Here is a 15,123-nt window from a genome sequence, read left to right as displayed (position 1 = left end):
CGGGGAACAGGGTCAATAAAGGCCAACAAGGGGGACGGGGATGCGGCGTTGGGCTTTGGTGGTGATGGCGGCAGGGTTGCCGCTGGCGGGCTTTGCACAGGATGCCGTCATCCGCATCGAATCCAAGCACGATGCCGAGGCGGCAGGGGCCGCCGCCCGCTGGGCCGGCCAGTTCAACGACGTGGTGACGTTCCCCCTGCCGCGCGGCTGGACCGCCATCGCCATCGGTCCCCTGACGCCCGAGGAGGCGGGCGCGCGGATCGAGGCGCTGAAGAAGGCAGGGCAGATCCCGCAAGACAGCTTCGTTACCGTGCCGGAAGGCGACGTGGTGCTGACACCTGTGGGCGATCCGGCGTCCCAGGCCGATGCGCCGGTTGCCGAGGTTGCCGAACCCGCCGCCCTGCCGCCCGATCTGCCCGCGCCGGGCGCCTATCTGCGCCTGCAATCGGTGCAGGCGCGCGCGGAGGCCGACGCCGCCCTGGCCGAATGGCGCAAGACCTTCCCCGAGGCCGGGCTGGCGCAGCTTCCGAACGGCTGGTTCGGGGTGGTGCTGGGACCTGTGGACCGCGCCGCCGCCGATGCCTGGCTGGATGTCTTCAAGGACGGCGATCTGGTCCCCGACGACGCCTTCGTGTCGGATGCCGCCGAGCTTGGATCGGTGATTGAGGCGGGCGAGGCCCCCGACCTGCCCGCGCCGCCCACGGCGCCCGCCGAGATGCCGCCGCTGGATCAGGTGCAGCGCGCGCTGCGATGGGCGGGCGTTTATGATGGCGAGATCGACGGCAAGACCGGTCCCCGCACCCGCGACGCGATCAAGGCCGCGATCCTGGCGAACCGCCTGCCGCCCGATCCCGGCGCGGCCATGCGCGAGTTGATCGCCCGCCGCGATGCCTGGCGGGCCGAGGTCGGGCTGGTGACGCTGGAGGACGCGGCCACGGGCCTGTCGGTCCTGGCGCCCATGGACCGGCTGCAATTCGACCGGACCGAACGCGCGCTGTCGATCTATGGCCCCAGGGACGGGTCGGGCGCGGCGCTGATCCTGTTCAGCCAGCCCGGCGGGCAACAGGAACTGCTGGATCTGTCGGGGCTGGTGACGGCCCTTGGCTGGGTGCCGCAGCCCGTCCGCGACATCAAGCCCGGCCATGTCCTGCTGGAAGGCGCGAACGACGCCCATGTCGGCCGCGCCGAAGGCTGGGTCCGCGACGGCCGGGCCGAGGGGTTTGTCCTGATCTGGCCCGCGGCGGACGCGCAGGGTCAGGCGCGGATCGCGGCCGAGATGTCGGACAGCTTTGCGCGCAAGGGTCCGGGGGCGAATGAGGGGGCGACAGGCAAAGCGGCCATGCCGACCCAGCCTTGAGTGGCGATGGAAAGACTGGCCCGTCCGGTCTTCCGGCGGCTGCAAGGATCGCGCCAGCCGATCCTCGCGACGCTGCGGCCCGTGATTGCCTGCGCCAGTATTACGACGAACTCGCGCGGCGGTTTCCGCAGGGATTTGACGTGTCCCTGTCCCGTGATCCCGAGGCGGACGACATGGTGCCGCCGCGCGGGGTGTTTCTGATCGCATGGTCGGGCGATCTGCCGATAGGCTGCGCCGGACTGAAGGGGCTTGGCCGGGGCGAGGCCGAGGTCAAGCGTGTCTGGGTCGCGCCGGCTGCGCGCGGCCATGGCCTATCCCGGCGCCTGATGGACGAGATCGAGGCACGGGCCGTGGACCTTGGCATTCATCGGCTGATGCTGGACACCAACAGCACCCTGGCCGAAGCGGTGGCCCTTTATCGCAAGACCGGCTGGACACGGATCGACCGCTTCAACGACGATCCTTACCCGGACATGTTTTTTGAAAAGCAACTCCAGATGCGCCGCCCCTAACCCCGCCAGAACCGCGGGATCAGCAGGACCAGGACCGACACCAGCTCCAGCCGGCCCAGATACATGCCCAGGATCATCAGCCACTTGGCCGCTTCGGGAAAGCGGACGACGGAACCGTTGGCGGTGATCTCGGGTCCCCAGACGGGACCGATGTTGGCGATGGCGGTCCAGGCGGCGGTCAGCGCGGTGCGGGGGTGCAGGCCGGTCAGCGACAGGCCCACGATCAGCAACCCGAAGGTCAGCATGAACAGCGTGAAGAAGGCCATGACCGAATCGATCACGTCCTGATCCAGCGGGCGGCCCTCGTAGCGCAGGGCATAGACGCGGTGCGGCGAATGCATCCGGCGCAGCTGCGCGCGCACGGCCTGGAACAGCACCAGATAGCGGAACACCTTGACCGAGCAGGCGGTCGATCCCGTGCAGCCGCCGATCAGGCCGCAGATGATCAGCACCGCGATGGGCAGGTGGCCCCATTCCAGGACATTGGCCGAAAAGAACCCGGTGCCCGAAAAGGTGGACACGGTGTTGAACACGGTTTCCCGCAGGATGTCGAAGACATTGCCCGGGTGCCGCAGGACCATCAACCGATAGGCCACGATAATCGCGCAGGCATACAGGATCCAGCGCAAATAGGCGCGAACCTGCATGTCCTGCCAGATCGGCGTGAAATGCCCGCGCATTCCCTGGACCAGCCGGATGAAGGGCAGGGACGCCAGCACCATGAAGACCGACGCCGCCCATTCCAGCGGACCCAGGAAGGCCCCGAAGCTGGCGTCATAGTTGGAAAAGCCCCCGGTGGACACCGTGCCGAAGGCCTGCACGATGGCGTCGAACCCGTTCATGCCCAAGAGCAGATAGGTCACGGTGCAGAAACCCGTCAGCATGACGTAGATGCGCGTCATCTCGGCCGCGATCTCGCCCGCGCGGGGCATGATCTTGCCCAGGGTGTCGAAGCCCTCGGACCGGAAGAACTGCATCCCGCCGACCTTCATGACCGGCAGGAACACCATCGCCACGACGACGATCCCCAGGCCGCCGATCCAGTGCAGGATGGCGCGCCACAGATGCGTGCCGCGCGGCAGGATGTCCAGTTCCGGGAAGGCCGTGGTGCCGGTGGTGGTGACGCCCGACATGGCCTCGAAATAGGCGTCCGTGAAGCCGGCATGGGGCTGGCCCAGCATGAAGGGCAGGGCGCCGAACAGGGGCAGCACCGCCCAGAGGCCGGAGGTCAGCAGGAACGCCTGGTGGATCGACAGGCTGCGGTAATCGCCCCAGGTCGCGACCGAGACCAGCGTGCCGGCCACCATCGTCAGCACGCCACATTGCAGGAAGATTTCCCAATGCGGATTGCCGTGCCACCAGTCCACCAGCATGGGCGCCAGCATCGCAACCCCCAGGGTCACGATGATCTTGCCGATCGGATGGGCCACGGGGCGAATGTCGATCATGGCCTTGTGCTTGCCCCGCCCCCGGGCAGGCGTCAAGCGCCCTGCTGAACCGCCTTGCCCGCACGGTCGATCCGGCCCACCCAGAACGCCGCCCCCAGCAGCGTCAGCCCCGCCGTCAGCGCGACCACGCCCGTGGCCCGGTCGAAGGCGGCATTGGCGATGTCCAGCAAGCGGCCGGCCTGGGGCGCGGGCAGGGTCGCGGCCAGGGCCAGGGCGCCGTCGAGCGAATCCGTGGCCTCAGGTCCCCAACCGCCCGCGGCGGCAAGGTTGGCGCTGTAGATCCCGGCCATCAGGCTGCCCAGCATGGCGATGCCAAGCGCGCCGCCCAGTTCATAGGACACTTCCTCGACCGAGGCCGCCATGCCCGCGCGGTCAGTGGGCGCGTTCAGCATGATGGCGGACGATGCCGCCGTCATGGCCGCGCCGATGCCCGCGCCCATCAGGGTAAAGCTCAGAAGCTCGACCCCCCGATGGCCGAAGCCCGCCGCGTAGATCAGGATGCCCGCCCCGCTGATCCCCAGGGTCGCAGCCAGCAGGCGGCCCGCGCCCAGGCGGCCCAGCATCAGGCCCGCGACCGGCCCGGCGACGAAGGACGCCAGCGGAATGGGCAGGACGAACAGCCCGGCTTGCAGCGGCGACAGCCCTTGGACCAGTTGCAGGCGCTGCGTGATGGCAAGCTGCACCCCCAGCAGGGCCGCGGCCGAGACGACCGCGCCGATCACGCCCCCCGCAAAGCGCGGATCGCGGAACAGCGTCAGGTCGATCATCGGGTTGGCCTGGCGGCGCAGGCGGCGGAAGAACAGCGTCAGCGCGGCCAGGCCCACCCCGGCGGACAGGACCAGCACCCATCCCGACGGATCGGGCCTGGCGATTTCCTTGATGGCCAGCGTCACGCCGACCAGGCCCACCAGGATTTGCAGCGATCCCGCCGGGTCGAAGGGGTGATGCCCGTGGCCCTTCCCTGCGGGCACGAAGGCGGCCGTCATCGCCAGCGCCGCCAGCACCACCGGCAGGTTGACCAAAAACACCGCGCCCCAATGGAAATGTTCCAGCAGCGCGCCGCCGATCACCGGCCCAAGCGCGGCCCCGCCCGACGCGACCGCCGCCCAGATGCCGATGGCAAAGGCACGCTGGTCGGGATCCTCGAAGGTGTGGCGGATGATCGACAGGGTCGCGGGCATCATCGCCGCCGCGCCCACGGCCAGCAGGGCGCGCGCCGCGATCAGCAGGGCGGACGAGGGCGCGAACCCCGCCGCCAGCGAGGCCGCGCCAAAGATCACCAGCCCGATCATGAACATCCGCCGGTGGCCGTAACGGTCGCCAAGCGCCCCCGCGCCGGGCAGCAGCCCCGCCACGACCAGCGAATAGGCATTGACGATCCACAGCTTTTCCGTGGCCGAGGCCCCCAGGTCGCGCGTCAGCGTCGGCAGCGCGGTATAAAGCACCGTCATGTCGATGACGATCAGGAACAGCGCGCTGGAAACGACGGCCAGGACAAGCCAGGGGGAACGGGCGGGCATGGTTCACCTGAAATTGCGGCGCGACCCGGTGGCGAGTCGCCGGGGATCAGTTTAAATACGATCGTATGGAAATGGAGGCCTCATGGCAAGACCGCGCAGTATCGACCGCGAGAAGCTGCTGGACGCGGCCGAGGATCTGGTCCGCAACCGGGGCGCGGCCGCGCTGACCATCGACGCGCTGGCCCGCGCCTGCGGGATCACCAAGGGGGGCGTGCAATATGCCTTCGGGACCAAGGACGACATCATCGACGCGATGTTCGCGCGGTGGAACCGGGATTATGACGCGAAATTCGCGGCGGTGGCCGGGCCGGACGCGGACGGGGTGCAGCGGATCCGCGCGCATCTGGCGGCCACGCGAGAGGCGGACGAGGTGTCGATGACCAAGGCCGCCAGCCTGATGGCCGGGCTGATGCAGACGCCGGAGCATCTGGGTTCGACCCAGGAGTGGTATCGGGACCGGCTGACGGGACTGGATGCGCATACGCCCGAGGGCCGCCGCGCCCGGTTGGCGTTCCTGGCCTGCGAGGGGGCGTTCCTGCTGCATTTCCTGCGCTTCATGCCGCTGGAAGATGCGGAATGGCAGGAGGTGTTTGGGGATATCGCGGGATTGCTGGAGGGCGCGCGCCCCCTCGACGGTTGACTGGCGAAGGCCATCGCCTTCGCCACGCGCTGCGGGCGACGTTGAACCGGACGGGCCTCAAAGGCCCGGCCAGCGCCCGCCCCGCCCCAGGCGGGCGCTTCACGCCCACCAGGTCGGGCGCTGGCCTCTCGTGGTCACACGCTCGATCCGTCTCTGATGGCACTGTCATGCGAAGGGCGGGGGAAACGCAATGCGTTTCCTTTTCCCGCCCTGGCAATGTCGCCCTTAGCTGTTCGGATCCTGGTACACGCCGCTTTCCTTCAGCGTGTCCACCACCTCTTTCGGCATGTATGTCTCGTCATGCTTGGCCAGCAGGTCGCGGGCCTCGAAGCGGCCGTCGCGATAGTATCCCTTGGCGATGGTGCCTTGGCCCTCGGTGAACAGATCCGGGCGCGGGTCGCGGCCGACATAGCTGACGGGGACTTCCACCGTGCCGTCGGTGATGACGAAATCGAACTGGACCCCGTCGCGGTTGACGATGGAGCCTTCCTTGACCAAGCCGCCCAGCTGGAAATATTCGTCCGGTTCCGGCGCGGCCTCGACCACCTGCGCGGGCGAGCGGTACAGGTTGATGCCGTCGCGGAAGCCATAGCCGATCAGGCCGACCGCGATCAGCAGCGCCACGGCGGCCGCGACGATCACCTGGATGCGGCGGCGTTTCTTCAGGGATTTCATGCCTGCCATGGATGTGACCTCATGCTGCCTCGAAGTGGATCGGACGGCGCAGGAATTGCGTAGCCTTGCTGGACACGCGCACCGGATCGCCTGTCGTCAGGTTCTTCGATTCCGTGCCCGATCCCAGGAATTCGGGCCTGCGTTGCAGATAATCAGCCAGGCTTTCCGCCACCAGCCCCGCCTGGCTGAAAACCTTGACATCGGGACCGAGCGCCTTCTGGAACGCGTCCTGGACCAGCGGATAATGGGTGCAGCCCAGCACCGCGGCCTCGGGGTGGGGCATCCGGCGCAGCAACGCCTCGACATGGGACGCCACAAGCGCCTCGGCCAGGATTTCGTCGCCCATTTCAATGGCATCGACCACGCCGCCGCAGGGCTGCGCCTCGACATCGACGCCCACGGCGCGGAAGGCCAGTTCCCGCTGAAAGGCGCGGCTGGCGACCGTGGCCGGGGTGGCGAACAGGGCCACGTGCTTGACCGCGACTTCCCGGGGCGGCGAATTGTCGCCCCAGCGGCGTTCGGTCAGCGCCTCGATCAGGGGCACGAAGACGCCCAGCACGCGCTTGTCCGATGGCAGCCATGTTTCCTGCATCCGCTTCAGCGCGGCGGCGGATGCGGTGTTGCAGGCCAGGATCACCAGGTCGCAGCCTTCGGCCCACAGCCGCTCGACGCCCGCGCAGGTCAGGTCGAAGATGTCGTCCGCGGTGCGGGTGCCATAGGGGGTGTGGGCGTTGTCGCCCAGATAGACCAGCGGCAGGTCGGGCAGGCGCGCGGCGATGGCCTCATGGACCGTCAGCCCGCCAAGACCCGAATCGAAAACGCCTACCGCCATTGATGCCACCCTTTTCCTGTCGCGAGGCGCTTTTTACGGCGCATCGCGCATCTTGGAAATGACCTAGATCAGGTCGCCCGCCGAACCGTCATTCGGCGGCCTGCTGCAAGGGCGCCTGGCCGCTGCGGAACTGCGCCAGCAACTCCGTTCGCCGGATGGCGGCCGCCGCCTCGGCCTGGGCCTTGACCGGGCCATAGCCGCGCACGGTCAGGGGCAGTTCGGCCAGCTCGATGGCTATGGGCATGGAGGCGTCGGTGACATTCGCCAGAACCTCGCGCATGTCGGCCTCGTACTCGCGGATGGCGGCGCGTTCGTGGCGGCGTTCCGCCATGTAGCCGAAGGGATCGAAGGGCGTGCCGCGCAGGACCTTCATGCGCGCCAGAACCTTGAAGCCCGTCAGCATCCATTCGCCGTATTCGCGTTTCCTCGGACGCCCGTCCGCCCCCTTGCCGCCCAGCATCGGCGGGGCGAGGTGCAAGGTCAGCTTCGTGTCCCCGTCCCATTGTTGCGCGATCTGTTCGGCGGTGGTCAGGTGCAGCCGCGCGACCTCGTATTCGTCCTTGTAGGCCAAGAGCTTGTAATACCCGCGCGCGACGCTTTCGCGCAGGGGGGCAGGGGCCGCGTCCACCAGCTTGCGGAAGCGTTTCGCCAGCCGCTTGTTCTGGTAACCGACCAGTCGCGCCTCGCGATAGGCGATGGGGTCGGGGGGCAGTTGCGTCACCTCGGCGGGCCTTGCCGTCTGATCCGGGAAGGCCATGGCCCAGCGGCCGATCTGGAAGGCCCGCTGGTTTTCCGCGACCTTGGCGCCGTTCAGTTCGATCGCCTGCATGATCGCCTCCAGCGACAAGGGCAGCAGCCCCTGCTGCCAGGCGGCGCCCAGCACCAGCATGTTGGAATAGATCGAATCGCCCAGCATCCGCAGCGCCAGATCGTTGGCGTCGAAGAAGGCCACGCGGTCGCGCAGCCGCGCTTGCAGCGAGACCTTCAACTGGTCGGACGGCACGCGGAAATCGCGAAGGCGGGTGAAATCGCCGGTGATGATCTCGTGATCGTTGACGACAGCGCCGGTGCGGCCTGTGGTCATCAGCCCGATGGTCTTGGCCCCCGCCGTCACCACCAGGTCGCCGCCGATGATGCAGTCGGCCTCTCCCACCGCCACCCGGATGGCGCTGATGTCGGCGGGGCGGTTGGCGAGGCGCAGGTGGATGTGGACCGCGCCGCCCTTTTGCGCCAGGCCCGCCATTTCCATCATGCCGGCGCCCTTGCCGTCGATATGGGCGGCCTGGGCCAGCACCGCGCCCAGGGTCACGACCCCGGTGCCGCCGACGCCGGTGATGACGACGTTATGGGTGCCGCTGATCGCGGGCAGGGCGGGGGTTGGCAGGTCGGGGATGTCGAAGGCCTCGGCCTTGGGCTTGCGCAGCTTGCCGCCCTGGACGGTGACGAAGCTGGGGCAGAAGCCCTTGACGCAGCTGAAATCCTTGTTGCAGCTGGACTGGTCGATCTGGCGCTTGCGGCCCAGTTCCGTGTCCAGCGGCACGATGGACACGCAGTTCGACTGCACGCCGCAATCGCCGCAGCCTTCGCAAACCTCGGGGTTGATCCACACGCGGCGGTCGGGATCAGGGAAAGTGCCCTTCTTGCGGCGGCGGCGCTTTTCGGCGGCGCAGGTCTGGATATACAGGATCGCGCTGACGCCCGGCACCTCGGCCAGTTCGCGCTGCACGGCCATCAGTTCGGCGCGTTCCTCGAACCGCAGGCCCGCGGGGAACTGCTTGGGATCCACGTCTTCTTTCTCGTCATAGACGACGACCAAGGGCTTCACGCCCATCGCCACCAGTTCGGCGGCGATCTGCTGGGCGGTCAGCCCGCCTTCGTTCGGCTGGCCGCCGGTCATGGCGACGGCGTCGTTGAACAGGATCTTGTAGGTGATCGTGGTGCCCGCCGCGATGGCCGCGCGGATCGCCAGGGAACCCGAATGGTTATAGGTGCCGTCGCCCAGGTTCTGGAACACGTGCCTGGTCTTGCTGAACGGCGCCTCGCCCACCCAGTTCACGCCCTCGCCGCCCATATGGGTGAAGCCGGTGGTTTCCCGGTCCATCCATTGCACCATGTAGTGACAGCCGATCCCCGCATAGGCGCGGCTGCCGTCCGGCACCCTGGTCGAGGTGTTGTGCGGGCAGCCCGAGCAGAACCAGGGCGTACGGGTCGCGATCTCGGGGGCGTTGTCGGCGCGGCGCACTTCGGACAAACGGGTCAGGCCCGCCTTGATGTGGTCGGTGCCGCGGCCTTCCTCGATCAGGATCTCGCCGATCTTCTGGGCGATCATCACGGGGTCGAGGGCATAGCGGGTGGGGAACAGTTCGGCGCCGGTGCGGTCATGCTTCCAGCCGTGGACGCGGCGGCCGTGGCGGTTGTCAAAGATCGCCTCTTTCAGTTGCACCTCGATCAGCTTGCGCTTTTCCTCGACGCAGACGATCAGTTCCAGGTTTTCCGACCATTCCTGCATGGACTTCATGTCCAGCGGCCAGGTCTGGCCCACCTTGTAGGTGGTCAGGCCCAGGCGTTCGGCCTCGGCCTCGTCGATGCCCAGCAGGGACAGGGCATGGACCAGATCCAGCCAGTTCTTGCCCGCCGCGACGAAGCCGATCTTGGCGCCCGGCTTGCCCCAGACCTTGTGGTCGATCTTGTTGGCGCGGCTGAACGCCTCGGCCGCCCAGCGTTTGTAGTCGATCATCCGCGCCTCGGACGCGACGGGCGTGTCGTGCAGGCGGATGTTCAGCCCGCCTTCGGGCATCTGGAAATCGGGCGCGACAAAGGACAGCCGGAACGGATCGCCGTTGACGACCGAGGTCGCCTCGACCGTGTCCTTCATGGTCTTGAGGCCGGTCCAGACGCCTGCAAAGCGCGACAGCGCAAAGGCGTAAAGGCCATAGTCCAGGATTTCCTGCACGCCCGCAGGCGACAGCACCGGGATATAGCGGTCGATCATCGCCCAGTCGGACTGGTGCAGGACCGAACTGCTTTCGCCGGTGTGATCGTCGCCCATGGCCATCACGACGCCGCCATGCGGGGATGTGCCCGCCATGTTGGCGTGCCGCATCACGTCGCCCGACCGGTCCACGCCCGGCCCCTTGCCGTACCACAGCGCGAAGACGCCGTCGTATTTGCCCTCCCCGCGCAGTTCGGCCTGCTGGCTGCCCCAGATGGCGGTGGCGGCCAGATCCTCGTTCAGGCCGGGCTGGAACAGGATGTTCCGTTCGGACAGCCGCTTGCCTTCGCGCATCATCGCCAGATCGACGCCCCCCAGCGGCGACCCGCGATAGCCGGTGACGAACCCCGCCGTGTTCAGCCCCGCCGCCCTGTCGCGCGCGGCCTGCATCAGCATCAGCCGCACCAGAGCCTGCGTGCCGTTCAGCAGCACCTGGGGCTTCGTCAGGTCGAACCGGTCGGCCAACGAGAATTCCTGCTTGCTCATTCCAATGACTCCTCCACCGGCCTACAGTATAGGTCAGCTTTGCTGACCGACCAAAGGAAAAATGCAGGCTGCGGCTTTCTCTTGCCGGGGCGGGGCATTCGGGATAGGTCTGCAAAAAACGCATGGCAGACACGGCAGGATTGTAACAGCATGGACTGGGACAAGCTCAGAATCTTTCACGCCGTTGCCGACGCGGGCAGCCTGACCCATGCCGGCGACACGCTGCACCTGTCGCAATCCGCCGTCAGCCGGCAGATTCGCGCGCTGGAAGAATCGCTCGGGACGACGCTGTTCCACCGCCACGCGCGCGGCCTGATTCTGACGGAACAGGGGGAACTCCTGTTCGAGGCCACCTCGGCCATGGCGCGCAAGCTGGACACGGCCTCGGCCCGCATCCGCGACAGCGAGGAGCATGTCTTCGGCGAATTGCGCGTCACCGCCGCCGTGGGCTTCGGGACGCTGTGGCTGGCCCCCCGGCTGGTCAAGCTTTACGAGAAATATCCCGACCTCAAGATCGACCTGATGCTGGAGGAACGGCTGCTGGACCTGCCCATGCGCGAGGCCGACGTGGCCATCCGCATGAAGGAACCCAGCCAGTCCGACCTGATCCGGCGGCGGCTTCTGAACATCCGGATGCGGCTTTACGCGACCCAGGATTACCTGGACAAGGCAGGCGTTCCCCGGACCATGGCGGACCTGTCCCCGCACCGGCTGATCTGCCAGAAGCCCGACCAGCCGCAGGTCGCGGCAGGCGCGCGCCTGGTCCAGGAAATCATGGCCCAGAACATCGGCTCGACCCTGACGGTGAACAACTATTTCGGCGTGTTGCAGGCCGTTCTGGCGAACCTGGGCATCGGCGTCCTGCCGGATTACCTGACCGCCGATCACAAGCAGCTGGTCCGCGTCCTGCCCGATGTCGAATCCGGCGAGGTTCCGGTGTTCCTGGCCTATCCCGAGGAGCTGCGCCAAACCCGCCGCGTCGCCGTCTTCCGCGATTTCGTGCTGGAGGAAATCCAGGATTACCGCCGCCGGCAGAGCGAGGCGATCCTTGCCTGACCGGCCTTGCCGCCAAATCTGCAACCTTAACGTGTAACTATTCGGCAACTGCATGTCTGCTATGCTGCGGTTGCGGCATGATCCCCCTTGAACCGTTAACAACCTGCCCATAAATCGGGCTGCGAAGGCGATGGTCAGCGTAATCGCTCATCACCTTCTACCTCCCTGTTGGACTTGGGCCGGGCCTCGTGCCCGGCTTTTTTTTGCCCGCGTCCTTTGGGCGGTCCCTTCCCATGCCGCGCGTCCCGTCCTAGAAGGCGCGAAACCTCTTGGCAGGAAGGCACCACGATGCAGGAACCGACGATCACCCCCGACCTGATCGCCGCGCACGGGCTGAAGTCTGATGAATACGACCGCATCCTGGACATCATCGGCCGAGAGCCGACCTTTACCGAGCTTGGCATCTTCAGCGCCATGTGGAACGAGCATTGTTCCTATAAATCATCCAAGAAATGGCTGCGCACCCTGCCCACCACCGGTCCGCAGGTGATCTGCGGCCCCGGAGAGAACGCGGGCGTGGTGGACATCGGGGACGGGCAGGCCGTGGTCTTCAAGATGGAAAGCCACAACCATCCTAGCTACATCGAGCCGCACCAGGGCGCCGCGACCGGCGTGGGCGGCATCCTGCGCGACGTGTTCACCATGGGCGCGCGCCCCATTGCCGCCATGGACGCGCTGTCCTTCGGCCGCCCCGAGCATCCCAAGACCCCGCATCTGGTCAAGGGCGTGGTCGAAGGCATCGGCGCCTATGGCAATGCCTTCGGCGTCCCAAACGTGGGCGGGGAAGTCCGCTTCCACCGCAGCTATGACGGCAACTGCCTGGTCAATGCCTTTGCCGCAGGCCTGGCCGATGCAGACAAGATCTTCTATTCGGCGGCGTCCGGCATCGGGATGCCGGTCGTCTATCTGGGCGCCAAGACCGGCCGCGACGGGGTGGGCGGCGCGACCATGGCCAGCGCCGAGTTCGACGACACCATCGAGGAAAAGCGCCCCACGGTTCAGGTGGGCGACCCTTTCACCGAGAAATGCCTGCTGGAAGCCTGCCTTGAGCTGATGCAGACGGATTCCGTCATCTCCATCCAGGACATGGGCGCGGCGGGCCTGACCTGTTCCGCCGTCGAGATGGGCGACAAGGGCGGGCTTGGCATCAAGCTGATCCTGGACGCCGTGCCGCAGCGCGAAACCGGCATGACGGCATACGAGATGATGCTGTCGGAATCCCAGGAACGGATGCTGATGGTTCTCAAGCCCGAGAAGGAGGCCGAGGCCCGCGCCATCTTCGAGAAGTGGGATCTGGACTTCGCCATCGTGGGCGAGACGATTGCCGAGGACCGCTTCCTGATCCTGCACGGGAACGAGGTCAAGGCCGACCTGCCGCTGTCCAAGCTGTCCTCCTCCGCCCCGGAATACGACCGCCCCTGGGTGGAAACGCCTGCCGCCGGACCTGCGCCCGATCTACCAGCGATCACCCCGATCCAAGCCTTGCGGGCGCTGATCGGCAGTCCGTCCTACGCCCACAAGGGTTGGGTTTGGGAACAATACGACACCCAGGTCGGCGCCGACACGATCCGCCGCCCGGGCCAGGGCGCGGGCGTGGTCCGCGTCCACGGCACGAACAAGGCGCTGGCCTTCACCAGCGACGTGACGCCGCGATACGTCAAGGCCAACCCCTATGAGGGCGGCAAGCAGGCCGTGGCCGAGGCTTACCGCAACCTGTCCGCCGTGGGCGCGCGGCCCTTGGCCACGACCGACAACCTCAACTTCGGCAACCCCGAAAAGCCCGAGATCATGGGCCAGCTGGTGGGCGCCATCAAGGGCATCGGCGCGGCCTGCGCGGCGCTGGATTTCCCCATCGTGTCGGGCAACGTGTCGCTGTATAACGAGACCGACGGCAAGGGCATCCTGCCCACCCCCACCATCGGCGGGGTGGGCCTGATCGATGACCTGTCGAACCTGATCGCGGGCCTGCCGTCCGAAGGCGACGTGGCGATCCTGATCGGGGAAACGCGCGGCCACCTGGGCCAGTCGGCCCTTGTCGCCGAGGCCTTCGGGATCGAGGAAGGCGACGCGCCCCCTGTCGATCTGGCGGCGGAACGCAAGCACGGCGAATTCCTGCGCGCCAACCGCGCCCATGTCAAATCCGCGACCGACCTGTCCGACGGCGGCCTGGCCCTTGCCGCCTTCGAGATGGCCGAGGCGGCGGGCATCGGCATCCGCCTGGATTCGGGCGACATCGCGCAACTGTTCGGAGAGGATCAGGCCCGCTATCTGGTCGCCTGCGATGCGGCGGGCGCGGACGCCCTGCTGAAGGCCGCCGATGCCGCGGGCGTTCCTGCGGTTCAGGTCGGCGTTTTCGGTGGCCTGGCCGTGCAGATGGGCAGTGATGCGGGCGATCTGGCGGACCTGTCGCGGCTCTATCGCACCGCCTTCGCGCAGGCGATCCGGGGCGACATGCCGGACCACGCATGACGGTCAAGGCTCCGGCAGGTTACGCCGCCATCGTCACCGCAGCAGGCCGCGGCACCCGCGCGGGCGGCGAGCCGAAGCAATGGCGCGATCTGGCAGGCCGCAGCGTCCTGGCCCGGTCGCTGGACGCCTTCGCGGGCTTCGACCGCGTGGTGCTGGTGGTCCACCCTGACGACATGGGCCGCGCCATCCGCGATTTCGCAGGGGGCGTGACAATCGTCACGGGGGGCGAGACCCGCGCCGCCAGCGTCAGGGCCGGGCTGCAGGCCCTGGAAGGCCAGGCCACCCATGTCCTGATCCACGACGGCGCGCGGCCCCTGGTCAGCGAGGCGGTGATCCAGGGCGTCATCGACGCGCTGCAAGCGGGCGCGCCCGCCGCCGCCCCGGCGCTGCCCGTGACCGACGCGCTGTGGCGGGGGCAGGGCACCGTCACCGGCATTGCCCCCCGCGACGGGTTGTTCCGCGCGCAAACCCCGCAGGGTTTTGCCTTGGACCAAATATCCAATGCGCACCGCCTCCACCCGGACAACGCCGCCGACGATGTGGAACTGGCCCTTGCGGCCGGGATCCCGGTTGCGATCACCCCGGGGTCCGCCGACAATCTGAAGATCACCTTTCCCGCCGATTTCGCGCGGGCCGAACGGATATTGGGGACCGCAATGGATATTCGCCTTGGCAACGGCTACGACGTTCATGCCTTCGGGCCGGGCGATCACGTTTGGCTGTGCGGCGTCAAGATCGCGCATGAGGCCGGTCTGGTCGGCCATTCCGACGCCGATGTGGGGATGCACGCCCTGACCGACGCGATCTATGGCGCGCTGGCCGAGGGCGACATCGGCCGCCATTTCCCGCCCAGCGACCCGCAATGGAAAGGCGCCGACAGTGCCATCTTCCTGGCGCACGCCGCCGATCTGGCCCGCAGCCGCGGCTTCACGCTCGGCAACGCCGACGTGACGCTGGTCTGCGAGGCCCCGAAGATCGGTCCCCACGCGCAGGCCATGCAGGCCCGCCTGGCCGCCATCATGGACGTTGACCCCGCCCGCATCAGCGTCAAGGCCACCACCTCGGAACGGCTGGGCTTCACCGGGCGGCGCGAAGGCATCGCTGCCATCGCCACCGCCCTGCTGATGAAGGCCTGA

11 protein-coding genes are annotated in these 15,123 nt (G+C 67.6%); 6 read left to right on the top strand and 5 right to left on the bottom strand.

The genetic code is table 11. The annotated features are described in order from the left end of the window. The first annotated feature begins 40 nt into the window (after positions 1–40). Positions 41–1,357, top strand: coding sequence for a peptidoglycan-binding domain-containing protein (locus GIY56_RS02355; RefSeq protein ID WP_154763199.1), 1,317 nt, complete (start codon positions 41–43; stop codon positions 1,355–1,357). Then, positions 1,354–1,869: a GNAT family N-acetyltransferase gene (locus tag GIY56_RS02350; protein ID WP_154763198.1), complete on the top strand. Its 516-nt coding sequence runs from the start codon at positions 1,354–1,356 to the stop codon at positions 1,867–1,869. The genes GIY56_RS02355 and GIY56_RS02350 overlap by 4 nt, the downstream gene beginning before the upstream one ends. On the opposite strand, the gene GIY56_RS02345 is transcribed toward GIY56_RS02350, so the two are convergent. Both GIY56_RS02345 and GIY56_RS02340 read right to left on the bottom strand, forming a co-directional pair. Beyond that, on the bottom strand, positions 1,866–3,317 hold the full coding sequence (locus GIY56_RS02345) for a TrkH family potassium uptake protein (RefSeq protein WP_154763197.1): 1,452 nt from the start codon (positions 3,315–3,317) through the stop codon (positions 1,866–1,868). The genes GIY56_RS02350 and GIY56_RS02345 overlap by 4 nt on opposite strands. A gap of 32 nt (positions 3,318–3,349) precedes the next feature. Further along, positions 3,350–4,837 (bottom strand): MFS transporter, encoded by a 1,488-nt coding sequence (locus GIY56_RS02340; RefSeq protein WP_154763196.1) that lies wholly within the window; start codon positions 4,835–4,837, stop codon positions 3,350–3,352. 82 nt (positions 4,838–4,919) lie between these two features. On the opposite strand from GIY56_RS02340, the gene GIY56_RS02335 reads away from it, so the two are divergent. Next, entirely contained in the window at positions 4,920–5,477 is a 558-nt protein-coding gene (locus tag GIY56_RS02335) for a TetR/AcrR family transcriptional regulator (RefSeq protein WP_154763195.1), read from the top strand. A 225-nt stretch (positions 5,478–5,702) separates the two neighbouring features. Here GIY56_RS02335 and ccmE read toward each other — a convergent pair whose 3' ends face one another. From ccmE to GIY56_RS02320, 3 genes are all read right to left on the bottom strand, one after another. After that, the gene (gene ccmE / locus GIY56_RS02330) at positions 5,703–6,152 is read right to left on the bottom strand and encodes a cytochrome c maturation protein CcmE (RefSeq protein ID WP_154763194.1); all 450 of its coding nucleotides are present in this window, start codon (positions 6,150–6,152) and stop codon (positions 5,703–5,705) included. Between the two features lie 19 nt (positions 6,153–6,171). Continuing rightward, entirely contained in the window at positions 6,172–6,984 is an 813-nt protein-coding gene (locus GIY56_RS02325; protein WP_154763193.1) for a glutamate racemase, read from the bottom strand. Positions 6,985–7,072: 88 nt separating this feature from the next. Beyond that, on the bottom strand, positions 7,073–10,462 hold the full coding sequence (locus GIY56_RS02320) for an indolepyruvate ferredoxin oxidoreductase family protein (protein ID WP_154763192.1): 3,390 nt from the start codon (positions 10,460–10,462) through the stop codon (positions 7,073–7,075). A 150-nt stretch (positions 10,463–10,612) separates the two neighbouring features. Here GIY56_RS02320 and GIY56_RS02315 point away from each other — a divergent pair, with 150 nt between their 5' ends. From GIY56_RS02315 to GIY56_RS02305, 3 genes are all read left to right on the top strand, one after another. After that, the gene (locus GIY56_RS02315) at positions 10,613–11,518 is read left to right on the top strand and encodes a LysR family transcriptional regulator (protein ID WP_154763191.1); all 906 of its coding nucleotides are present in this window, start codon (positions 10,613–10,615) and stop codon (positions 11,516–11,518) included. Positions 11,519–11,806: 288 nt separating this feature from the next. Beyond that, the gene (purL, locus tag GIY56_RS02310) at positions 11,807–13,987 is read left to right on the top strand and encodes a phosphoribosylformylglycinamidine synthase subunit PurL (protein WP_154763190.1); all 2,181 of its coding nucleotides are present in this window, start codon (positions 11,807–11,809) and stop codon (positions 13,985–13,987) included. After that, positions 13,984–15,123, top strand: a complete 1,140-nt coding sequence (locus tag GIY56_RS02305; protein ID WP_154763189.1) for a bifunctional 2-C-methyl-D-erythritol 4-phosphate cytidylyltransferase/2-C-methyl-D-erythritol 2,4-cyclodiphosphate synthase — start codon at positions 13,984–13,986, stop codon at positions 15,121–15,123. The genes purL and GIY56_RS02305 overlap by 4 nt, the downstream gene beginning before the upstream one ends.

Origin of the sequence: Paracoccus lichenicola, from assembly GCF_009708075.1 — a bacterium.
Taxonomy (GTDB): Bacteria; Pseudomonadota; Alphaproteobacteria; order Rhodobacterales; family Rhodobacteraceae; genus Paracoccus; species Paracoccus lichenicola.
Note: the sequence above shows the minus strand (reverse complement) of the source record. Positions and strands in the feature narration are given on the sequence as shown.

Bases quoted from the DNA above. Each gene is read 5' to 3' on its own strand.
- GIY56_RS02315 (WP_154763191.1), top strand. From the start codon at position 10,613: ATGGACTGGGACAAGCTCAGAATCTTTCACGCCGTTGCCGACGCGGGC.
- GIY56_RS02340 (WP_154763196.1), bottom strand. From the start codon at position 4,837: ATGCCCGCCCGTTCCCCCTGGCTTGTCCTGGCCGTCGTTTCCAGCGCG.
- ccmE (WP_154763194.1), bottom strand. From the start codon at position 6,152: ATGAAATCCCTGAAGAAACGCCGCCGCATCCAGGTGATCGTCGCGGCC.
- GIY56_RS02320 (WP_154763192.1), bottom strand. From the start codon at position 10,462: ATGAGCAAGCAGGAATTCTCGTTGGCCGACCGGTTCGACCTGACGAAG.
- GIY56_RS02355 (WP_154763199.1), top strand. From the start codon at position 41: ATGCGGCGTTGGGCTTTGGTGGTGATGGCGGCAGGGTTGCCGCTGGCG.
- GIY56_RS02305 (WP_154763189.1), top strand. From the start codon at position 13,984: ATGACGGTCAAGGCTCCGGCAGGTTACGCCGCCATCGTCACCGCAGCA.
- GIY56_RS02335 (WP_154763195.1), top strand. From the start codon at position 4,920: ATGGCAAGACCGCGCAGTATCGACCGCGAGAAGCTGCTGGACGCGGCC.
- purL (WP_154763190.1), top strand. From the start codon at position 11,807: ATGCAGGAACCGACGATCACCCCCGACCTGATCGCCGCGCACGGGCTG.
- GIY56_RS02325 (WP_154763193.1), bottom strand. From the start codon at position 6,984: ATGGCGGTAGGCGTTTTCGATTCGGGTCTTGGCGGGCTGACGGTCCAT.
- GIY56_RS02345 (WP_154763197.1), bottom strand. From the start codon at position 3,317: ATGATCGACATTCGCCCCGTGGCCCATCCGATCGGCAAGATCATCGTG.